Annotated in this window: 21 protein-coding genes; 11 read left to right on the forward strand and 10 right to left on the reverse strand. The window is 67.4% G+C overall.

The window, feature by feature from the left end; genetic code table 11:
* Positions 1-3: 3 nt before the first annotated feature.
* The 7 genes from EA796_RS03225 to EA796_RS03245 all read right to left on the reverse strand — a co-directional run bounded on the left by EA796_RS03225 (position 4) and on the right by EA796_RS03245 (position 4,627).
* Positions 4-858, reverse strand: a complete 855-nt coding sequence (locus EA796_RS03225; RefSeq protein ID WP_122107506.1) for an efflux RND transporter periplasmic adaptor subunit — start codon at positions 856-858, stop codon at positions 4-6.
* Between the two features lie 14 nt (positions 859-872).
* Entirely contained in the window at positions 873-1,073 is a 201-nt protein-coding gene (locus EA796_RS03230; protein WP_122107507.1) for a DUF1656 domain-containing protein, read from the reverse strand.
* Entirely contained in the window at positions 1,060-3,045 is a 1,986-nt protein-coding gene (locus EA796_RS03235; RefSeq protein WP_122107508.1) for an FUSC family protein, read from the reverse strand. Before EA796_RS03235 ends, EA796_RS03230 begins: the two co-directional genes overlap by 14 nt.
* Positions 3,046-3,222: 177 nt before the next feature.
* On the reverse strand, positions 3,223-3,339 hold the full coding sequence (gene ccoM, locus EA796_RS23545) for a cytochrome c oxidase subunit CcoM (protein ID WP_021445694.1): 117 nt from the start codon (positions 3,337-3,339) through the stop codon (positions 3,223-3,225).
* A gap of 200 nt (positions 3,340-3,539) precedes the next feature.
* Positions 3,540-3,701: a hypothetical protein gene (locus EA796_RS23265; protein ID WP_178082526.1), complete on the reverse strand. Its 162-nt coding sequence runs from the start codon at positions 3,699-3,701 to the stop codon at positions 3,540-3,542.
* Positions 3,698-4,297, reverse strand: a complete 600-nt coding sequence (locus EA796_RS03240) for an alpha-ketoglutarate-dependent dioxygenase AlkB (protein WP_122107509.1) — start codon at positions 4,295-4,297, stop codon at positions 3,698-3,700. Before EA796_RS03240 ends, EA796_RS23265 begins: the two co-directional genes overlap by 4 nt.
* 36 nt (positions 4,298-4,333) lie before the next feature.
* Entirely contained in the window at positions 4,334-4,627 is a 294-nt protein-coding gene (locus tag EA796_RS03245; RefSeq protein ID WP_021445691.1) for a hypothetical protein, read from the reverse strand.
* A 163-nt stretch (positions 4,628-4,790) separates the two neighbouring features.
* Here EA796_RS03245 and rapA point away from each other — a divergent pair, with 163 nt between their 5' ends.
* Positions 4,791-7,631, forward strand: a complete 2,841-nt coding sequence (gene rapA, locus EA796_RS03250) for an RNA polymerase-associated protein RapA (RefSeq protein WP_122107510.1) — start codon at positions 4,791-4,793, stop codon at positions 7,629-7,631.
* Positions 7,632-7,759: 128 nt separating this feature from the next.
* Here the strand turns inward: rapA and EA796_RS03255 are convergent, their stop codons facing one another.
* Entirely contained in the window at positions 7,760-9,013 is a 1,254-nt protein-coding gene (locus EA796_RS03255) for an RNA polymerase sigma factor (protein ID WP_122107511.1), read from the reverse strand.
* A gap of 163 nt (positions 9,014-9,176) precedes the next feature.
* On the opposite strand from EA796_RS03255, the gene EA796_RS03260 reads away from it, so the two are divergent.
* From EA796_RS03260 to cmoB, 4 genes are all read left to right on the forward strand, one after another.
* Positions 9,177-9,812 (forward strand): lysoplasmalogenase, encoded by a 636-nt coding sequence (locus EA796_RS03260; protein ID WP_021445688.1) that lies wholly within the window; start codon positions 9,177-9,179, stop codon positions 9,810-9,812.
* Between the two features lie 80 nt (positions 9,813-9,892).
* A complete protein-coding gene (locus tag EA796_RS03265; RefSeq protein ID WP_021445687.1) occupies positions 9,893-10,465 on the forward strand; it encodes a hypothetical protein in 573 nt (190 codons plus the stop codon).
* A gap of 68 nt (positions 10,466-10,533) precedes the next feature.
* On the forward strand, positions 10,534-11,277 hold the full coding sequence (cmoA, locus tag EA796_RS03270; protein WP_122107512.1) for a carboxy-S-adenosyl-L-methionine synthase CmoA: 744 nt from the start codon (positions 10,534-10,536) through the stop codon (positions 11,275-11,277).
* A complete protein-coding gene (gene cmoB, locus EA796_RS03275; protein WP_122107513.1) occupies positions 11,274-12,242 on the forward strand; it encodes a tRNA 5-methoxyuridine(34)/uridine 5-oxyacetic acid(34) synthase CmoB in 969 nt (322 codons plus the stop codon). Before cmoA ends, cmoB begins: the two co-directional genes overlap by 4 nt.
* 21 nt (positions 12,243-12,263) lie before the next feature.
* On the opposite strand, the gene EA796_RS03280 is transcribed toward cmoB, so the two are convergent.
* On the reverse strand, positions 12,264-12,980 hold the full coding sequence (locus EA796_RS03280) for a UTRA domain-containing protein (protein WP_122107514.1): 717 nt from the start codon (positions 12,978-12,980) through the stop codon (positions 12,264-12,266).
* Between the two features lie 315 nt (positions 12,981-13,295).
* Between EA796_RS03280 and EA796_RS03285 the strand changes: the two genes are divergently transcribed.
* From EA796_RS03285 to EA796_RS03310, 6 genes are all read left to right on the forward strand, one after another.
* Positions 13,296-14,354, forward strand: coding sequence for an ABC transporter substrate-binding protein (locus tag EA796_RS03285; RefSeq protein ID WP_017677903.1), 1,059 nt, complete (start codon positions 13,296-13,298; stop codon positions 14,352-14,354).
* A gap of 101 nt (positions 14,355-14,455) precedes the next feature.
* Positions 14,456-15,262 (forward strand): alkaline phosphatase family protein, encoded by an 807-nt coding sequence (locus EA796_RS03290; RefSeq protein ID WP_122107515.1) that lies wholly within the window; start codon positions 14,456-14,458, stop codon positions 15,260-15,262.
* The gene (locus tag EA796_RS03295) at positions 15,259-16,101 is read left to right on the forward strand and encodes an ABC transporter permease subunit (protein WP_122107516.1); all 843 of its coding nucleotides are present in this window, start codon (positions 15,259-15,261) and stop codon (positions 16,099-16,101) included. The genes EA796_RS03290 and EA796_RS03295 overlap by 4 nt, the downstream gene beginning before the upstream one ends.
* Positions 16,088-16,882: an ABC transporter permease gene (locus EA796_RS03300; RefSeq protein WP_122107517.1), complete on the forward strand. Its 795-nt coding sequence runs from the start codon at positions 16,088-16,090 to the stop codon at positions 16,880-16,882. The genes EA796_RS03295 and EA796_RS03300 overlap by 14 nt, the downstream gene beginning before the upstream one ends.
* A gap of 47 nt (positions 16,883-16,929) precedes the next feature.
* On the forward strand, positions 16,930-17,916 hold the full coding sequence (locus EA796_RS03305; protein ID WP_122107518.1) for an ABC transporter ATP-binding protein: 987 nt from the start codon (positions 16,930-16,932) through the stop codon (positions 17,914-17,916).
* Positions 17,916-18,569, forward strand: a complete 654-nt coding sequence (locus tag EA796_RS03310; RefSeq protein ID WP_122107519.1) for an HAD family phosphatase — start codon at positions 17,916-17,918, stop codon at positions 18,567-18,569. Before EA796_RS03305 ends, EA796_RS03310 begins: the two co-directional genes overlap by 1 nt.
* 13 nt (positions 18,570-18,582) lie before the next feature.
* On the opposite strand, the gene EA796_RS03315 is transcribed toward EA796_RS03310, so the two are convergent.
* Positions 18,583-19,437 carry a LysR substrate-binding domain-containing protein gene (locus EA796_RS03315; protein WP_122107677.1) on the reverse strand — a complete coding sequence of 285 codons (855 nt, stop codon included), beginning with the start codon at positions 19,435-19,437 and terminating at the stop codon, positions 18,583-18,585.
* Positions 19,438-19,513 lie beyond the last annotated feature (76 nt).

Here is a 19,513-nt window from a genome sequence, read left to right on the forward strand (position 1 = left end):
AGGCTACTGCGCCACCCGCACGCTGGCCGTCATCCCGGCGCTGAGCAGCAGGCCCTCGGGCAGCTCGTCGAGCTTGATCCGCACCGGAATCCGCTGCGCCAGGCGTACCCAGTTGAAGGTCGGTTCGACGTCGGCCAGCAGCTGGCCGTCCGGGCTGGCGTTGCGGTCGGTGATGCCGCGGCTGATGCTCTCCACCTCGCCGCGCAACGGCTGGTCGCCGCCCATCAGCCAGATGTCCACCGGCGCGCCGACACGGATGCGCGGCAGCTTGGTCTCCTCGAAATAGGCCTGGATATAGAACGACGCCTCGTCCACCAGCGCCAGCACCGGCTCGCCGGCCTTGACGTAGTTGCCTTCGGCCAGGCGCAGATTGGTCACCTGGCCGGCGCGCGGTGCGCGCACCTCGCTGCGCGCCAGGTCCAGCTCGGCGGATTTGACCGCCACCTGCGCCTGACGATACTCGCCGCGGGCGATCTCGGCGCTGATCTGGGCGTTGTCGCGCAGCTCGGCGCTGATCGCCTGCGGCCCCAGGCGCACGCGACGGCTGGCCTCGTGCTCGCGCAGCAGCAGTTGCTGGCGCCGCGTCTCGGCCACCGCCTGGGCCTGTTCCAGGGCCACCTGATAGCGCTCGCGATCCAGGCTCAGCAGCAGCTCGCCGGCCGCCACCCGCTGGTTGTCGCGCACCTTCAGTTGCGTGACCCAGCCGGCCAAATCCGGGGCCAGGGTCACCACCTCGGCGCGCACCCGCGCGTCGCGGGTCCAGGGCGAATACAGGTAGTGCTGCCACAGCCAGGCGCCGGCCAGCAGGGCCGCCGCCACCAGGCTCAGGGTGAGGCCGAGGCGAATGCTCGCACGCATGGACATCTCCTTGATCAACTCAACACGGCGACCAGCGCCGCCAGCACGCAGACATATAGGGCACAGTCGAACAACGCCTCGTGCCAGATCCAGCGCGCCACACCGAGCCGCTGCAGGGCCAGGCGCAGCGCGCCGGTGAGCAGCAGCGCCAGCAGCGCATAAAGCAGCATGGGGCTGAGCAGCACCCCGCCCAGCGCCCATTCACGCAAGCCCATGGGCTTCTCCTTGTTGCCCGCACCAGTGTTGCCAGCCGCCGTGCAGCTGCAGCAGGGCCGCCTCGGCCAGACGCCGGTCGATGCTCGGCGGCGCGCCGCGCAGGGCCTGGAGCAAGTCGTCCAGCGCAGCATCGAGGGCAGCGCCCCGCGACGGCGCCGGGCCGAGCAACAGCTGTCGGCGCAGATGATCGAGAAAATTCGTTTCGGCCAGGCCCAGCGCGCGGTCGCCCGCCGCCAGGCAGGCGCGCAGGTGCAGCAGTTCATCGCCCAGGTCCAGGCTGGCGACCCCGTCGTCCCAACGGCTGCGGCTCTGGCTGGGCAGCGCCGGATAGTGCCGCGCCAGTTGCAGCAGGCGGTCGGCCATGCGCCCGCCGAACCAGCTCTCGGCCCCGGTCAGCGGCAGACGGGTGAGCCGGGCCAGGTCCTGCAGGGTGGCGCGCAGCAGACGGCGGCCATGCCAGGCCGGGCTGCGCACGCCGATCAGGTTGAACGCCAGCACCGCACAGCCGACGCCGATCAGCATGGCCAGCGCCTCGTTGAGGAAGAAGGCGACGTCGTAGTGCATGTCGTTCTGCGGCGCGCAGAGCACGATGAAATGCAGACTGAACGAGGTGGCGGTGGCGCCCAGCGCCGGCTTGGCCATGCCCAGGGCGCCGAAGAACAGTGGTACGCCAAGGGCCAGAGCGAGCATGGCGAAGCCGTTGAGCTGCGGCAGCAGGAGCTGCCCGACGACGAATGCCAGCGGCAGCGCATAGAAGATCCCGCGCATGAACAGCAGGCCGATCTGCGCGGCGTTCTCGCGGCTGGCGAACAGGCTGCAGACCACGCAGGCCAACAGCAAGGCGCCGCTGGCAGCGGTCCAGCCGGTCGCCAGCCAGAACGCCGCCAGCGCCAGAAAGGCCAGGGCGCTGCGCGCGCCATAGACCGCAGCGGTCTGCCAGTCGCTGTGCCAGGACAGCGCCGGCGACGCCTGCCCGCTCTCGCCGCGCTCCACCGCCGCCAGCGACTGGCTGGCGGTATCCAGGCGCAGCGCCAGCAACGCCAGGCGCTCCAGGCACAAACGCTGCACCGCGCTGAGCGTCGGCGCCTCGGCGGCCTGGCGCAGTTGCTCGGCCAGCGCCGGCAATTGCTGCGCCTGCCCCTCTGCCAGCTGCTCGCCTACCCGCTCCAGCCAGGGCGCCAGGGCGTGGCGCTCGGCCTCGCTCAACTGCCGCCACTGACGCGCCACGCCGCGCGCCAGGCGCAACAGGGTGAGCAGATCGCGACACAGCGCACGCAAGGCACGGGCGCGCTGGCGGCCGCGAGCGCCCTCGAACCAGGCGTGCTCGCGTTGGGCATCCACCGCGACGATGCGCCCCAGCACCTCGAGCAGGCCCTGGCGCGCCGTGGCCTCGCCGACCAGCGCCGAGGCCGCGGCGCTCGAGCCGGCCTGCCAGGCGCTTCGCGCCTGCTGCACCAGTTGGCGCTCGACCCGCTGCGGCCAGAGCACCGCGCTGACCGCGGTGGCGCAGACAATCCCCAGGCAGATTTCCGTGCAGCGTGCCACCGCCTGATCGAACACCGTCAGCGGCGCGTCGATGGCCGGCAAGCCGATGATCGCCACGGTGTAGCCGGCCAGCACGAAGGCATAGCTCCAGGCGCTGCGCAGCATGCTCGAGGCGGCGGTGCACAGCCCCAGCCAGAGCGCCAGGGCGAGCAGGAACAACCAGGGCGCCTGGGCGAACAGCGCCATCAGCAGCACCGCCATGACGGTGCCGACCAGGGTGCCGAGCAGGCGCGCCAGGCCCTTCTGCACCACCATGCCGGACAGCGGCTGGGCGACGATAAAGGCGGTCATCAACGCCCACTGCGGCTGCGGCAGATCGAAACGGAAGGCGAACCACAGCGCCAGGCCGCCGCCCAGCAGGGTCTTGATCGCAAACTGAAGGGCCTGGGTACTGGGCGCCACGAAGGCCAGCAGGGCATCGCGCATGGAATCGGCTTCAAGGACTGGGCGAGGAAAGCGTAGACGAGCGTCATAGCGCCCTACGAAACAAGCTAATTATTAGCTAGCTACGCAGTTTGCGTCCAGCCCCACCCGACGCACGCCCATAAAAAAGGGCGACCGAAGTCGCCCGAATTGCCTTGCGTGCCCTGTAAACCGAAAAGATCAGCTTGGCTTGCGCTTGTGCGAATCCTTCCAGATGAAGTAACCGACCCCGCCGAAAAAGGCGACCATCAGAACAACCGTGCCGACTCCGGCGAGAACCACTGTATCGACGAACATGGCTGCCTCCTGTTGTGCCTGCCTGTCTGGGATGACTGCACCTTACCAGCGGCGGCGGGAGGACAATTGATCTGGGTCAATGCGCGACGGCGGCCGCCGCCCCGGAGGCGGCAACACTGATCCAGGTCAAGCAATCGAGGGGCACGGAGCGAGCGGACACGGCGGCAGCGCCGCCCAGGACGGCAAAGGGGCAGGAGGCTTCAGCGTTTTTTCGGCTTGCCCTTGGACTTCTTCTTCGCCTTGGCCAGCGGCAGGGCCTGCTCGAAGGCCTGGCGCATCTCGTCGAGACGCTTGTCGTTGAGGTCGTGGATGCGCTTGCCGCGTTCGGCGGCGAAGTCGATCAGCTTGTCGTCGTTGCTCATAGCGGAAACCGGATCAGGCGGAAGGTCAGGTTCAGACGCGGCGCGCAGGGCTGGCGCGTCTTCGCCACTTGGTGCTGCCAATGATGCTGGGTCGGCCCGCGCATGACCAGTAGCGAGCCGTGTTCCAGAGTCAGCGAATGGCCGATGCGCGTGCTGCCGACCCGGCGCAGGTCGAAGCGCCGGCTGCCGCCGAGGTTGAGCGAGGCGATCAGCGGATTGCGCCCCAGCTCGGCTTCGGCATCGCTGTGCCAGCCCATGGAATCCTGGCCATCGCGGTAATAGTTGAGCAGCACGGCATTAAGCGGCTGGCCTACGGCCCTCACGATCTGCCGGCGAATCTCATCGAGCAACGGCGTCCAGGGCAGCGGCTGGTGAAGCTTGCCGGAATAGCGATAGCGCGCCTCGGGCTCGCCGTACCAGGCGGTCAGGCGCGGCACGCGGTGGTAACGGCCATGGATGAACAGCTCCGGCTGCTGCCAGGGCGTCTCGTCCACCAAGGCGGCGAGCCAGGCATCGGCCACGGCGGCGTCGACCCAACCCGGCTGGTAGTCCAGCTCGGCATCGGCCAGCTCGGGCAAGGAATCGGCAAACAGCATGATCAGACTCGGAGAAAGACACAGGCGGCCAGTCTGTCAGACTTCCACATCCACCCATAATCCCTGGCGCGGCAGATCGCCCAGCGCCTGCTCCACCTCCTCCGGCTCGGCCGCGGCCAGCTGTTCGGGGGTGTAGCCGCGGCGCTGACGGCGGCGCTGCTCTTCGCGCAGCAGTTCCTCGGTTTCCTGCGGGTGGCGCTTGTCCAGGTTCAGCGCGCTTTCCTTGGCGCTGGCCTCGGCTGGCGTCACCGGCGGAATCTCGGGCTTGGGCTTGATCACGTCTTGCGAGGCAGTGACCGGCACCAGGCTGTGGGGGATAGGTGGTAACACGTAATCGCACCTCCTTTGGTCAGGCTGTCGGCCCCGCAAGCCGCGACTTTAGGCGGCGCTCGCTACACTTTCGACTGAGTCGAACGGCATAAGTGCCATGGCCGCTTTGGCCCGGGCAGCGCATCCGTTACCATAGCCGGCTTTTTCACGCGGGGAGACAGGCATGCAGTATCAACCGGGGCAACGCTGGATCAGTGACAGCGAGGCGGAATTGGGGCTGGGCACCATCCTCGCCGAGGACGGCCGCCTGCTCACCGTGCTCTACCCGGCCACCGGCGAGACGCGCCAGTACGCCACCCGCAACGCCCCGCTGACCCGCGTGCGCTTCGCCCCGGGCGACGAGATCACCCATTTCGAGGGCTGGAAGCTCACCGTGCAGGAAGTCGAGGACATCGACGGCCTGCTGGTCTATCACGGCCTCAACGGTCAGCACCAGAGCGTCACCCTGCCGGAGACGCAGCTGTCGAACTTCATCCAGTTCCGCCTGGCCAGCGACCGCCTGTTCGCCGGGCAGATCGACCCGCTGGCCTGGTTCGCCCTGCGCTACCACAGCCTGGAGCATAACAGCCGCCTGCTGCAATCCTCGCTGTGGGGCCTGGGCGGCGCGCGCGCCCAGCCGATCGCCCACCAGCTGCACATCGCCCGCGAGGTGGCCGACCGCATCGCCCCGCGCGTGCTGCTGGCCGATGAAGTGGGCCTGGGCAAGACCATCGAGGCCGGCCTGGTGATCCACCGCCAGCTGCTCTCCGGCCGCGCCGGCCGCGTGCTGATCCTGGTGCCGGAGAACCTGCAGCACCAGTGGCTGGTGGAGATGCGCCGGCGCTTCAACCTGGACGTGGCGCTGTTCGACGCCGAGCGCTTCATGGAAAGCGACGCCAGCAACCCCTTCGAGGATTGCCAGCTGGCGCTGGTCGCCCTGGAGTGGCTGAAGGACGACGAGAAGGCCCAGGACGCGCTATTCGCCGCCGGCTGGGACCTGTTGGTGGTCGACGAAGCCCACCACCTGGTCTGGCACCCGGAACAGGCCAGCGCCGAGTACTCGTTGGTCGAGCAACTGGCCGAAGTCATCCCCGGCGTGCTGCTGCTCACCGCCACCCCCGAGCAGCTCGGCCAGGACAGCCACTTCGCCCGCCTGCGCCTGCTCGATCCGGCGCGCTTCCATGACCTGGACGCTTTCCGCGCCGAGAGCGGCCAGTACCGTCCGGTGGCCGAGGCGGTGCAGGAACTGCTCGACCACGGCAAGCTCAGCGCCCAGGCGCGCGACGCCATCGGCGGTTTCCTCGGCGACGAGGGCCGCGAGCTGCTGGATGCCATCGACGGCGGCGACGAAGCCGCACGCGCGCGCCTGGTACGCGAGCTGCTGGACCGCCACGGCACCGGTCGTCTGCTGTTTCGCAACACCCGCGCCGCGGTGCAGGGTTTCCCCGAGCGCGAGCTGCACCCCTACCCGCTGCCCTGCCCGATCGAGTACCTGGAATTGCCGGTCGGCGAGCATGCCGAGCTGTACCCGGAAGTCGGCTACCAGGCCCAGGACGAGGTGGACGAGGAGCAGCGCTGGTGGCGCTTCGACCCGCGCGTCGAGTGGCTGATCGACACGCTGAAGATGCTCAAGAAATACAAGGTGCTGGTGATCTGCGCCCACGCCGAGACCGCCCTGGATCTGGAAGACGCCCTGCGCGTGCGCTCCGGCATCCCGGCCACGGTGTTCCACGAGGGCATGAGCATCCTCGAGCGCGACCGCGCCGCCGCTTACTTCGCCGACGAAGAATTCGGCGCCCAGGTGCTGATCTGCTCGGAGATCGGCTCCGAAGGCCGCAATTTCCAGTTCGCCCATCACCTGGTGCTGTTCGACCTGCCGGCCCACCCGGACCTGCTCGAACAGCGCATCGGCCGTCTCGACCGCATCGGTCAGAAGCACCGTATCCAGCTCCATGTGCCCTACCTGGAGAACAGCCCGCAGGAGCGCCTGTTCCAGTGGTATCACCAGGCGCTGAATGCCTTCCTCGCCACCTGCCCCACCGGCAACGCCCTGCAGCACCAGTTCGGCCCGCGCCTGCTGCCGCTGCTGGAAAGCGGCGACGACGGCCAGTGGCAACAGTTGATCGACGAGGCCACCGCCGAGCGCATTCGCCTGGAAGGCGAGCTGCACAGCGGCCGCGACCGTCTGCTGGAACTCAACTCCGGTGGCGCCGGTGAAGGCGAGGCGCTGGTCGAAGCCATCCTCGAGCAGGACGACCAGTTCAGCCTGCCGATCTACATGGAAGAGCTGTTCAACGCCTTCGGCATCGACAGCGAAGACCACTCCGACAACGCCCTGATCCTGCGCCCCAGCGAGAAGATGCTGGACGCCAGCTTCCCGCTCGGCGACGACGAGGCGGTGACCGTGACCTACGACCGCGACCAGGCCCTGGCCCGCGAGGACATGCAGTTCCTCACCTGGGAACACCCCATGGTGCAGGGCGGTATGGACCTGGTGCTGTCCGGCTCGATGGGCAACACCGCGGTGGCGCTGATCAAGAACAAGGCGCTCAAGCCCGGCACCGTGCTGCTGGAGCTGCTCTACGTCAGCGAAGTGGTCGGCCCACGCAAACTGCAACTGGGCCGCTTCCTGCCCCCGGCCGCCTTGCGCTGCCTGTTCGACGCCAATGGCAACGACCTGGCCGCCAAGGTCGGCTTCGAAACCCTCAATGACCAGCTGGAAAGCGTGCCGCGCGCCAGCGCCAACAAGTTCGTCCAGGCCCAGCGCGACGTGCTGACCAAGCAGCTCAACGACGCCGAAGCCAAGGTCATGCCGCGCCACGTCGAGCGAGTGGCCGAGGCCAAGCGCCGCCTGATCGCCGAGCTGGACGAGGAACTGGCGCGTCTGGTCGCCCTGCAGGCGGTCAACCCCAGCGTGCGCGACAGCGAGATCGAGGCCCTGCGCCAGCAGCGCGAGCAGAGCCTGGCGATGTTCGACAAGGCCGCCCTGCGTCTGGAAGCGATTCGCGTGCTGGTGGCCGGTTAAGTGCTGAAAAGCTCCTCTCCCTCTGGGAGAGGGTTGGGGTGAGGGTTCAATGCCCGCCACCTGTTATGCCTATCCGGGCGACGAACTGTGGCAAATGGTGCGCAAAGCCTAGGCGGCCCCGCGCGCCCCTACGGCATGTCGTCCGCCTCGCGTGCCTCCAACTCCTCCAGCCTCTTCTGCAGAAACTGCCGATCCGGCCCCTGCTGCGCCAGCGCCAGGGCCTGGCGGTAGGCGGCACGCGCCTGTTCGCGGCGATCCAGGCGGCGCAGCAGGTCGGCGCGGGCGGCATGGGCCAGGTGGTAATTGTCCAGTTCGCCGGCCGCCAGCAGCCGGTCGACCTGCGCCAACCCCGCCTCAGGCCCGTCGCGCATGGCCAGGGCCACTGCGCGATTGAGCTCGATCACCGGCGAGGGCGTCAGGCGCAGCAGTTCGTCGTACAGGCCGACGATCTGCACCCAGTCGGTCGCCTCCAGGCTCGGCGCCTCGGCATGCACCGCAGCAATCGCCGCCTGCAGGCTGTATGGGCCGAAGCGTCGCGAATGCAGGGCCTGCAGCACCAGCGCCTCGCCCTCGGCGATCAGCTCGGGGTTCCACAGACCACGATCCTGCGCCTCGAGCAGAATCACCTCGCCATCGACGCCGCTGCGCGCGGCGCGGCGCGACTCGTGCAGCAGCATCAGCGCCAGCAGCCCCTGCACCTCCGGCTCGGGCAGCAACTCCGCCAGCAACCGCCCCAGGCGAATAGCCTCGTCGGACAACTGACTGCGGGTCAGCGAATCGCCGGAGCTGGCGAAGTAGCCCTCGTTGAACACCAGGTAGACCACCCGCAACACCGCCTCCAGGCGCTCGGGCAGCTCGCTGCGCCCCGGCACCTCGTAGGGAATCCGTGCATCGCGGATCTTGCTCTTGGCGCGGACGATGCGCTGGGCCAGGGTCGCGGGGCTGGCAAGAAAGGCACGGGCGATCTCCTCGGTGGTCAGATCGCACACCTCGCGCAGGGTCAGCGCCACCTGGGCATCGCTGGCCAGCGCCGGGTGGCAGCAGGTGAAGATCAGGCGCAGACGGTCGTCTTCGAGCAGCTCGCCCTCCTCCAGCGGCGCCTCGTCGGGCAGCTCGGCCTGCTCGTCGAGCGGCTGGAAACGACGCTGGCGGCGCAGGTTGTCGATCGCCTTGAAGCGCCCGGTCGACACCAGCCAGGCGCGCGGATTGGCCGGCACGCCCTCCTGCGGCCACTGTTCCACCGCCACGCGAAAGGCCTCGTGCAGCGCCTCCTCGGCCAGGTCGAAGTCGCCCAGCAGGCGGATCAGGGTCGCCAGCACGCGGCGCGACTCCTCGCGATACAGGCGTTCGATCAGGGCGCCGATCTCGCTGGGTGTATCCATTGCAACAGCCTCCATGGCGACGACGAGGCTCAACAATGCCCGCTAAGCGGGCAATGGTCGAGCGGCGGCACGATCCGCCACTCGGCCTGGCACGCTGCGCATTGGCAGCGCCACGCCTGCCCGGCATAGTGCCGGCCATTCGATCATTGGATGGAGCCTCACTATGCGCTGGTTGTTGCTCGGCTTGGCGGGAGCCGCGATCTTTCTCTACGGCCGGATCAGCGGCGATGCGCAACTAAGCCTGCTGACCAAGGGCATTCCGGTGATCGCCCTGCTGCTCTGGCTGCGCCAGGCGCCGGCCGGCACCTACCGGCGCTGGATCGGCATCGGCCTGCTGTGCTCCCTGGCCGGTGACATCCTGCTGGACTGGCCGGGCGATCTGTTCGTGTTCGGCCTCGGCGCCTTCCTCCTCGGCCACCTGGCCTACCTGCGCGCCTACTTCTCCGACACCCGCCGCCCGGCCCTGCCCGCCCTGCTGCTGGCGCTCGGCGCCGGCGGCGCGATGTTCGCCGTGCTGGCCGCCAGCGGCCTGGGCCCGATGTTGATTCCGGTGGCCTGCTACGCCCTGGTCATCAGTCTGATGCTGTGGCGCGCCCTGGCCCGCCTCGGCAACCCCGAGCTGCAGCCGCACTCGACTTATCTGGCCGCCGCCGGCGCGGCGCTGTTCGTGCTGTCCGACAGCCTGATCGGCATCGATCGCTTCGTCGCCAGCTTCGCCGCCGCGCCCTATGCCATCATCCTGACCTACTGGCTGGGGCAATGGGGGATCACCGCTTCGGCCTTCGATCGACGCACCTGAACCGTTCCGCGGACGGGCCGGCAGGCCGAGCATAAATCGACTATAGGAGTTACAGAGCAGTCCACTTCAGGGTGAGCGATATGGTAGTCATCGGGCGGGCGGTCGGGCTGATTCTGCTGACGACCGGGTTGGCGGGCTGCGGCAGCTTGCTACCCAGCGAACGGGCCGAATCGCTGTCGCCCTTCGGCGACTACCTCGACGCCGAGATGCGTTACTCGCAGGCGGTGCCGGGGCTGACCGACCGCGCCGAACTGTTTTCCCTGGGCTTCGACCCGCTGGCCCATGGCAATGGCAAGATGCTCTCGTTCATCGATGTGCGGCTGATGTTCGTCCAGCCCAACGTGCCCATCGCCTACCTGCCGGACGGCCTGGTGCGCTGCCTGGAGGCCAAGGACCGCTGCGTGGGCTACGCCTTCGAGTTCACCAAGACCGATACCCAGCGGGTCGGCAGCTTCTGGGCCGACGTGCTGAACTTTCGCAAGAACCGCGAGCTGCAGGGTTGGGTGTTCCGCGCGGTGTTCGTGCTGGTCGACGACAAGCTGGTGCACAAGGTCAGCAACGGCGAGCCGAACATCCGCCGCCTGGAGGTCAAGCGCAACCCGCTGGGCCCGCTGCAGGGCGCCGGCGAATTCTTTTCCGACCAGTTGAAGTAGTGCCTGTTCAGCCCGGCCGCGCTCTTGGCTAAAATGCCGGCCTTTTCCGCTGCCCGTTGCGACCGCCCGTGAGCCAAGAACCCGACCGTCTATTCGCCCAGCCGCTGGCCGAGGTGCCCGATTTCGTCTTCAACGAGGACGTGGTGCGGGTGTTCCCCGACATGATCAAGCGCTCGGTGCCCGGCTACCCGACCATAGTCGAGAACATCGGCGTACTCGCCGGTCAGTTCGCCCAGCCACACACCCTGCTGTACGACCTCGGCGCCTCGCTCGGCGCGGTGACCCAGGCGCTGCGCCGCCACGTGCGCGTCGATGGCTGCAAGGTGATCGCGGTGGACAACTCGCCGGCCATGGTCGCGCGCTGCAGCGAGTACCTGCAAGCGCAGGACGCCATGTTCCAGGAACTGCTGCCGGCGGAAGTGATCGAGGCGGACATTCTTGCCTTCGAGCTGCAACCCGCCTCGCTGGTCACGCTCAACTTCACCTTGCAGTTCGTCCCGCCGGAGCGGCGCCTGGAGCTGCTCACGCGCATCCGCCAGGCGCTGCTGCCGGGCGGCGCGCTGATCCTCTCGGAAAAGCTGCGCTTCGAGGACGCCGCCGAGCACGAGCTGCTCACCGAGCTGCACGTCGCCTTCAAGCGCGCCAACGGCTACAGCGAACTGGAAATCGCGCAGAAGCGCAGCGCCATCGAGAAGGTGATGCTGCCGGACAGCCTCCAGCAGCACCGCAAGCGCCTGCTGGCCGCCGGTTTCAGCCAGGTGGTGCCCTGGTTCCAGTGCCTGAACTTCGCCTCGCTGGTGGCCCTGCCATGATGCGCGATCTGGACCTCGACGCCCTGCAGGCTCAACTGGCCGGCACGGCGCTGCAGGACTGGGCGGCCGATCTGCCCGGTCAGCTCGATACCAAGCTGGCCATAGGGCACGGCGATCTGGCGCGCTGGTACGGCGCCGTGCAGGCGCTGCCGTCAGTGACAGTGAGCGAAGTGGAGCTGGCGCAGCGCTTTGCCTTCGGCGGCGCCTGCAACGAGGCCAGCCGCGCACAATTGAAAGCTGCATTGCAGGGGTTGATTCCCTGGCGCAAGGGCCCCTTTGAATTGTTCGGCGTGCACATCGACACCGAATGGCGCTCGGACTGGAAATGGCAGCGCGTCGCCCCACATCTGAATCTGACCGGCAAGCGCATCCTCGATGTCGGTTGCGGCAACGGCTACTACATGTGGCGCATGCTCGGCGCCGGGGCTGGCAGCGTGGTGGGCATCGACCCCAACTGGCTGTTCCTCTGCCAGTTCCTGGCGATGAAGCGCTACCTGCCGGAGCAACCGGTGTGGCACCTGCCGCTGGCCTTCGAGGAACTGCCGGCCAAGCTGCAGGGCTTCGACACGGTATTCTCCATGGGCGTGCTCTACCACCGTCGCTCGCCCATCGACCACCTGCTGGATCTCAAGGACGCGCTGGTCAAGGGCGGCGAGCTGGTGCTGGAAACCCTGGTGGTCGAGGGCGACGCCGAACAGGTGCTGGTCCCCGAGGATCGCTACGCGCAGATGCGCAACGTCTGGTTCCTGCCCTCGGTACCGGCGCTGCAGCGCTGGCTGCGCCGCGCCGGCTTCGAGGACGTGCGCTGCGTGGACGTCAGCACCACCTCGGTGGACGAACAACGCGCCACCGAGTGGATGCGCTTCCAGTCGCTACCGGAATTCCTCGACCCGGCCGACCACAGCCGCACCGTAGAAGGCCTGCCGGCGCCGACCCGCGCCGTGCTGATCGCGCGCAAGCCGTAGCCCCTGGGGTACCGGCGCCCCCTACTCCGGCACTTCGACACTGACGTGGATGGCGTCGTGGCGCCAGAACTCCAGGTCGCAGTCGATGATGCGCCCGTGCTGGTCGCGGTTGACCCGGGTAATGCGCAGCGCCGGGCTGCCCGGCGCCACCTTGAGGCTGGCCGCGGCTTCGGCGTGCAGCGCCGTGGGCACCATGTCGAAGCGCACGCGGCCGTAGTGGATGCCGTACTCGCTGGCATAGAGGTCGGTCAGCGAGCGGGTCAGGTCGAACTCGAGAATGCCGGGGAAATAGGCCGGGTTCAGGTAGTGCTCGACGTACAGCACCAGGCGCCCGTCGATGCGCCGCGCGCGGCACACCTGGTAGACGCTGGACAGCGCCGGCAGCTCCAGCACCTGGCAGATCTGCGCACTGGCCGGCATCAACCGCGCGCTGAGCACTTCGGTGGCCGGCACTCGCCCCTGTTCGGCGACCATGGCGTGGAAGTGCGTGCGCACCAGCGGGTTGTAGGCCACCCGCGTCGGCGAGACGAACCAGCCGCGGCGCTCCTCGCGGTAGACCAGGCCCTGCGCCTCCAACTGGCCGAGCGCCTCGCGCAGGGTGATGCGGGTGGTGTCGAACAGTTCGCTGAGCTTGCGTTCGGCCGGCAGCTTGCTACCGGAGGGCAGCAGGCCGCGGTCGATCTGCTCCTGCAACGCGCGGCAGATGACGGTGACGGCCCGCGGCGCTTCTTCGCGCATCAATTGTTCCCCTTATGGACTAGTCCAGCCCCATCGCGGGGCAAAAGTCTTGTGCTCGGACGGCTTACCAGCCTAGGCAGTCTAGATGACCGGCAGATGACAACCCTGCTGCAAGCACGCCGCATGCCACCGCCGCCAAGGTCCGCAGGCCGCGAAATCAGTTACTTAGCCATGGTCTACGCTTGTTGAGCGCGCCAGCCGGTCAAGCCTAGACATCTGCCCCCGGCGACCCGACATAAAACTGTCATTGAAGGCGCCTAGATTGGCTCAGGTCTTGCTGATCTAGACCAACACTCTCATGCAAAGGAGTTTCCGATGAAACAACTGCTGCTGGCTTCACTGATGGGCTCGGCCATCGCCCTGGCGACCTCCGCCATGGCCGAAGGCACCGACTTGCAGGCACTGGAACAGGCTGCACGCGCCGAGGGCGCGGTGAATAGCGTGGGTATGCCCGACAGCTGGGCCAACTGGAAAGACACCTGGGCTGACCTCGCGCGCCTCTACGGTCTCAAGCACCAGGACACCGACATGAGCTCGGCGCAGGAAATCGCCAAGTTCGCCGCCGAGAAGGAAAACGCCACCGCCGATATCGGCGACGTCGGCGCCGCCTTCGGCCCCATCGCCGTGCAGCAGGGCGTGACCCAGCCGTACAAACCGAGCACCTGGGCGCAGATTCCGGATTGGGCCAAGGACCAGGACGGTCACTGGATGCTCGCCTACACCGGCTCCATCGCCTTCATCGTCAACAAGCAACTGGTCAAGGACATTCCGCGCTCCTGGGCCGACCTCAAGACCGGCACCTACAAGGTCTCTGCCGGTGACGTGAGCACCGCTGCGCAAGCCGTGAACGGCGTACTGGCCGCTGCCATCGCCATGGGCGGCAACGAGAGCAACGTGCAACCGGCGCTGGATTTCTATGGCGAACTGGCCAAGCAGCGTCGCCTGTCGCTGGCCAACCCGACCATCCAGACCCTGGAAAAGGGTGAAGTGGAAGTCGGCATCGTCTGGGACTTCAACGGCCTGTCCTACCGCGACCAGATCGACCCCGAGCGCTTCGAGGTGCTGATCCCGTCCGACGGTTCGGTGATCTCCGGCTACAGCACCATTATCAACAAGTGGGCGAAGAACCCCAACGCCGCCAAGCTGACCCGCGAATACATCTTGAGCGACGCCGGGCAGATCAACCTGGCCAAGGGCAACGCCCGTCCGATCCGCGCCGAGCACATCGAACTGCCGGCCGAGGTGCAGGCCAAGCTGCTGCCGCAAGAGCAGTACGCCAAGGTCCAGCCGATCAAGGATGCCGCCGCCTGGGAAGCCACCTCCAAGGCCCTGCCGCGTCTGTGGCAGGAGCACGTGATCATCAATATGAATTGATGCGGCCGCGCCACCTTTGATACGTAGCCCGGATGCAATCCGGGGCAGGCGTCGAATGCTCCCCGGCTTGCATCCGGGCTACGACCGAACGAGAGAACCCCATGAAGCACAACGTCATCCTGGTGGTACTGGATGGCCTGAGCTATCAGGTGGCCCAGCATGCGCTGGGCCACCTGCTGGCTTACTGCCAGGCCGGGCGCGCTGCGCTGTACAAGCTCGACTGCGCACTGCCGGCACTGTCCCGCCCGCTCTACGAATGCATCCTCACCGGCGTGGCGCCCATCGACAGCGGCATCGTGCACAACGATGTGGTGCGTCTGTCGAATCAGCGCAGCATCTTCCACTACGCCCGTGACGCCGGCCTGAGCACCGCCGCCGCGGCCTATCACTGGGTCAGCGAGCTGTACAACCGTGCGCCCTTCGTCGCCGCCCGCGATCGCCACACCAGCGATGAGTCGCTGCCGATCCAGCACGGCCACTTCTACTACGCCGACCATTACCCGGATTCGCACCTGCTGGCCGATGCCGACAGCCTGCGCCAGCGCCATAGCCCCAACCTGCTGCTGGTGCATCCGATGAACATCGACGACGCCGGCCACAAGCACGGCCTCGACAGCCCGCAGTACCGCAACGCCGCGCGCATGGCCGACGTGCTGCTGGCCGAGTACATCCAGACCTGGCTCGACGCCGGCTACCAGATCCTGGTGACCGCCGATCATGGCATGAACGCCGACCGCAGCCACAACGGCCTGCTGCCGGAGGAGCGCGAAGTGCCGCTGATCGTGCTTGGCAGCGCCTTCAGCCTCGACCCGGCAGCCCGCCCGCAGCAGACCGAGCTGTGCGGCACCGTCTGCCAGCTGCTCGGCGCAGCCCACGACAAAGCCTGGTGCAGGGAGCTGCTCGCATGAAGTCCACCATTTCCAGCAAGGGTTGGGCGCTGTTGTGCCTGGTGCCCTTCGCCCTGTTCTTCTTCGCCTTCCAGATCGCGCCACTGGCCTGGGTGGCGAGCAACAGCCTGAACACTGCCGAAGGCTGGGGCCTGGGTAACTTCCAGCAGGCCTTCTCCTCGGCCTTTTACCGCCAGGCCATGCGCCACAGTCTGGAGGTCGCGTTCTGGTCGAGCCTGTTCGGCATCGTCATCGCCATCATCGGCAGCTACTCGCTGCGCCAGGTCAGCAGTCGCCTGCGCGATTTCGTCATGGCGTTTTCCAACATGACCAGCAACTTCTCCGGGGTGCCGCTGGCCTTCGCCTTCATCATCCTGCTCGGTTTCAACGGCGCGCTGACCATCCTGCTCAAGCAGATGGGGGTGATCGAGGACTTCAACCTCTACTCCAAGACCGGCCTGATCGTGCTCTACACCTACTTCCAGATTCCCCTCGGCGTGCTGCTGCTCTACCCGGCCTTCGACGCCCTGCGCGAGGACTGGCGCGAGTCGGCCGAGCTGCTCGGCGCCAGCACCTGGCAGTTCTGGCGGCATATCGGCCTGCCGGTGCTGACCCCGGCGCTGCTCGGCACCTTCGTCATCCTCCTGGCCAATGCCCTGGGCGCCTACGCCACGGTGTACGCGCTGACCACCGGCAACTTCAATATCCTGCCGATCCGTATCGCGGCGATGGTCTCCGGCGACATCTTCCTTGACCCGAACATGGCCAGCGCTCTGGCCATGGTGCTGGTCGGCCTGATGACCCTGATCACCGTCGTCCACCAATGGCTGCTGCGCCGGAGCTACCATGTCGCCCGCTGAAAAACGCTCGCCGCTGTTCCACCAGCTGGTGGTCTACCTGCTGTTTCTGATCCTGCTGCTGCCGCTGCTCGGCACCCTGGTCTATTCGCTGTCCACCAGCTGGTCGGCGACCATCCTGCCCAGCGGTTTCACCTTCAAGTGGTACCTGACGCTGTGGAGCGATGCACGCTTTCTCGCCGCCTTCGGCCGCTCGTTGCTGGTGTGCATCGCTGCCCTGGCACTGGCGCTGCTGCTGATCCTGCCGCTGCTGTTCGTGGTCAACTACCACTTCCCCAAGCTGGACGCCGTGATGAACGTGCTGATCCTGCTGCCCTTCGCCATTCCACCGGTGGTGTCCTCGGTCGGCCTGATGCAGCTGTTCGCCGCCGGCCCGCTGCCGATCCTCGGCACGCCGTGGATCCTGATCGGCTGCTTCTTCACCATCGCCCTGCCCTTTATGTACCGTGCCATCACCAACAACCTGCAGGCGATCAACCTGCGCGACCTGATGGACGCCGCCCACCTGCTCGGCGCCAGCACCTGGCGCGCGGCCTTTATGGTGGTGCTGCCGAATCTGCGCAAGGGCCTGATGGTCTCGGTGTTTTTGTCCTTCAGCTTCCTGTTCGGCGAATTCGTCTTCGCCAACCTGCTGGTGGGCAGCCGCTACGAGACGCTGCAGGTGTACCTGTACAACATGCGCAACGACAGCGGCCATTTCAGCAGCGCCCTGGTGATTTCCTACTTCATGTTCGTGCTGCTGATGACCTGGGCGGCCAACCGTCTGAACAAGGACAAATCCTAGGCTGGGTTGAGCTTGCGAAACCCAGATTGCTTGATAAGGAACGACCAATGAGTTTTCTGAATATCCGCGGCCTGCATAAAAGCTACGGCGCCACGCCCATCTTCACCGACATCAACATCGAGATCGGCCAGGGCCAGTTCATCACCCTGCTCGGCCCGTCCGGCTGCGGCAAGTCCACCCTGCTGCGCTGCATCGCCGGCCTGACCGCGGTCGACGGCGGGCAGATCCTGCTGGGCGGCCAGGACCTGGTGCCCATGCCGCCACAGAAACGCGGCATCGGCATGGTGTTCCAGAGCTACGCCTTGTTCCCCAACATGACCGTGCAACAGAACGTCGCCTTCGGCCTGCGCATGCAGAAAGTCCCAGCCGCCGAGGCCAGCCAGCGCGTCGCCGAGGTGCTGGAACTGGTGGAGCTCAGCGACTACGCCGGGCGCTACCCGCAGCAGCTCTCCGGCGGCCAGTGCCAGCGCGTGGCCCTGGCCCGCTCGCTGGTCACCCGCCCGCGCCTGCTGCTGCTCGACGAGCCGCTGTCGGCGCTGGACGCTCGCATCCGCAAGCACCTGCGCGAGCAGATCCGCGCCATCCAGCGCGAGCTGGGCCTGACCACCATCTTCGTCACCCACGATCAGGAAGAGGCGCTGGTCCTGTCGGATCGCATCGTGCTGATGAACGGCGGCCAGATCGTCCAGAGCGGCGACGCCGAAACCCTCTACACCGCACCGGCCGATGCCTTCGCCGCCGGTTTTATCGGCAACTACAACCTGCTCGACGCCGACGCCGCCAGCCGCCTGCTCGGCCAGCCGATCGGCAGCCGCGTGGCGATCCGTCCGGAAGCCATCCACTTCGCCGACGGCGGCATCGAGGCGCGGATTCGCAGCCACAGCCTGCTCGGCAACGTGATCCGCTACCGCGTCGAGGCCCGTGGCGTGGAGCTGCTGGTGGACGTGCTCAACCGCTCTGCCGCCGACCTGCACCACGACGGCCAGAGCGTCAGCCTGGCCATAGGCGCCGATGCGATCCGGGAGGTGGCGTGATGGCCCTGGCAATCTTCGATCTCGACGAAACCCTGATCCACGGCGATTGCGCCAGCCTGTGGGCAGTGGAAATGACCAAGCTGGGCTGGGCCGATGGCGAGGCCTTCATCGCCCGCGAACAGGAGCTGATGCACCTGTACGCGGCAGGCAAGCTGGCCATGGAGGACTACATGGCCTTCACCCTGGCGCCGCTGGTGGGGCGCACGGCCGAGGAGGTCGCCCATGTGGTCGAGCCCTTCGTCGAGGACGTGATCGAGCCGATCTTCTACAGCGACGCCAGCCGCACCCTGGCCGCCCACCGCGAGGCCGGCGACCGCCTGCTGGTGATCTCCGCCTCCGCGCACTTTCTGGTCAGCGCCATTGCCGAGCGCTTCGGCATCGACGAGGTGCTGGCCATCGACCTGGAACAGCAGCACGGCTTCTACAGCGGCCGCACCCAGGGCGTGCTGACCTACCGCGAAGGCAAGGTGACGCGGCTACACGCCTGGCTCGCCGAGCAGAACGAGAACCTGGCCGGCGCCAGCTTCTACTCCGACTCACGCAACGACCTGCCGCTGCTGCAACTGGTGGACAGGCCTTTCGCGGTCAACCCCGATCCGACCCTGCGCGCCCATGCCGAGCAGGCCGGCTGGCCGATTCTCAGCTGGCGCTAGGGTGTCGCGCCCCCTAGCGGCTCATGATGCCTTCGCAGGCCTCGATCAACACCGCCGCCAGCTCCCGCGCATAGCCGGGCAGCTGGTTGCGCGCATGCAGCGCCACCTCCACCGGCGTCACCGGGGCGAAGCCTTCGGCCTCGCCCAGTTCGCGGTGCGCGGCGCTGATCAGTCGGCGCGGCAGCAGGGTCAGGCCGAGGCCGCCCTCGGCCGCGGCGCTGACCCCGGGCAGGCTGCTGCTGACATAGGCGATGCGCCAGGGTTTGCCCATGGCGTCCAGCGCGTGGGTCATTTCCAGGCGATACAGACCGTTGGGCGGGAACACCGCCAGCGGCACCGGGTTGCGCGCCAGCACCGGCCGCGCGCGGCTGTCGAGCCAGGCCAGCGGCTCGGCCCAGCTGGCCAGGCCCTTGGCGCTGCCGGCGCGCTGCTTGATCAGCGCCAGATCCAGTTCGCCGGCATTGAACGCGCGCCACACGTCATGACTGAGGCCGCTGGTGATCTCCAGGCGGATACCCGGATGGGCATCGGCGAAATCCGCCAGATAAGGCGTCAGGCTGTTGGCGGCGAAGTCGTCCGGTACGCCGAGGCGCACCTCGCCCTCCACCGCGCTCTGCCCCAGCGCCAGCATCGCTTCATCCATCAGCGCGACGATGCGGTTGGCGTAACCCAGCAGGCGCTCGCCCTCGGTGGTGGTCACCACGTAGCGGCCGCTGCGGTCGAGCAGCTCGGCGCCGAGCTGCTCCTCCAGGCGCCGCACCTGCTGGCTGACCGTGGACTGGGTCAGGTGCAGGCTGGCGGCCGCGCGGGTGAAACCGCCGGTCTGCACCACGGCGAGAAAACTGCGTAACAGCACGGGATCGAGCATGTCGCCACCCATCATGAAAGCCACTGGCAGGCATTCTACTATTTAATTTCCGAATCCAGCCGCGAATTCCTATAGT

The sequence above is a fragment of the Pseudomonas sp. AOB-7 genome, assembly GCF_003696305.1.
Lineage (GTDB): Bacteria > Pseudomonadota > Gammaproteobacteria > Pseudomonadales > Pseudomonadaceae > Aquipseudomonas.

What these genes read in the sequence shown, in the direction of transcription:
- EA796_RS03230 (WP_122107507.1), bottom strand. Translation starts at nt 1,073, where the DNA reads ATGGGCTTGCGTGAATGGGCGCTGGGCGGGGTGCTGCTCAGCCCCATG.
- ccoM (WP_021445694.1), bottom strand. Translation starts at nt 3,339, where the DNA reads ATGTTCGTCGATACAGTGGTTCTCGCCGGAGTCGGCACGGTTGTTCTG.
- EA796_RS03225 (WP_122107506.1), bottom strand. Translation starts at nt 858, where the DNA reads ATGCGTGCGAGCATTCGCCTCGGCCTCACCCTGAGCCTGGTGGCGGCG.
- EA796_RS23265 (WP_178082526.1), bottom strand. Translation starts at nt 3,701, where the DNA reads ATGAGCAACGACGACAAGCTGATCGACTTCGCCGCCGAACGCGGCAAG.
- EA796_RS03285 (WP_017677903.1), top strand. Translation starts at nt 13,296, where the DNA reads ATGAAACAACTGCTGCTGGCTTCACTGATGGGCTCGGCCATCGCCCTG.
- EA796_RS03295 (WP_122107516.1), top strand. Translation starts at nt 15,259, where the DNA reads ATGAAGTCCACCATTTCCAGCAAGGGTTGGGCGCTGTTGTGCCTGGTG.
- cmoB (WP_122107513.1), top strand. Translation starts at nt 11,274, where the DNA reads ATGATGCGCGATCTGGACCTCGACGCCCTGCAGGCTCAACTGGCCGGC.
- EA796_RS03315 (WP_122107677.1), bottom strand. Translation starts at nt 19,437, where the DNA reads ATGCTCGATCCCGTGCTGTTACGCAGTTTTCTCGCCGTGGTGCAGACC.
- rapA (WP_122107510.1), top strand. Translation starts at nt 4,791, where the DNA reads ATGCAGTATCAACCGGGGCAACGCTGGATCAGTGACAGCGAGGCGGAA.
- EA796_RS03235 (WP_122107508.1), bottom strand. Translation starts at nt 3,045, where the DNA reads ATGCGCGATGCCCTGCTGGCCTTCGTGGCGCCCAGTACCCAGGCCCTT.
- EA796_RS03265 (WP_021445687.1), top strand. Translation starts at nt 9,893, where the DNA reads ATGGTAGTCATCGGGCGGGCGGTCGGGCTGATTCTGCTGACGACCGGG.
- EA796_RS03260 (WP_021445688.1), top strand. Translation starts at nt 9,177, where the DNA reads ATGCGCTGGTTGTTGCTCGGCTTGGCGGGAGCCGCGATCTTTCTCTAC.
- EA796_RS03305 (WP_122107518.1), top strand. Translation starts at nt 16,930, where the DNA reads ATGAGTTTTCTGAATATCCGCGGCCTGCATAAAAGCTACGGCGCCACG.
- EA796_RS03290 (WP_122107515.1), top strand. Translation starts at nt 14,456, where the DNA reads ATGAAGCACAACGTCATCCTGGTGGTACTGGATGGCCTGAGCTATCAG.
- EA796_RS03310 (WP_122107519.1), top strand. Translation starts at nt 17,916, where the DNA reads ATGGCCCTGGCAATCTTCGATCTCGACGAAACCCTGATCCACGGCGAT.
- EA796_RS03240 (WP_122107509.1), bottom strand. Translation starts at nt 4,297, where the DNA reads ATGCTGTTTGCCGATTCCTTGCCCGAGCTGGCCGATGCCGAGCTGGAC.
- EA796_RS03255 (WP_122107511.1), bottom strand. Translation starts at nt 9,013, where the DNA reads ATGGATACACCCAGCGAGATCGGCGCCCTGATCGAACGCCTGTATCGC.
- EA796_RS03300 (WP_122107517.1), top strand. Translation starts at nt 16,088, where the DNA reads ATGTCGCCCGCTGAAAAACGCTCGCCGCTGTTCCACCAGCTGGTGGTC.
- EA796_RS03280 (WP_122107514.1), bottom strand. Translation starts at nt 12,980, where the DNA reads ATGCGCGAAGAAGCGCCGCGGGCCGTCACCGTCATCTGCCGCGCGTTG.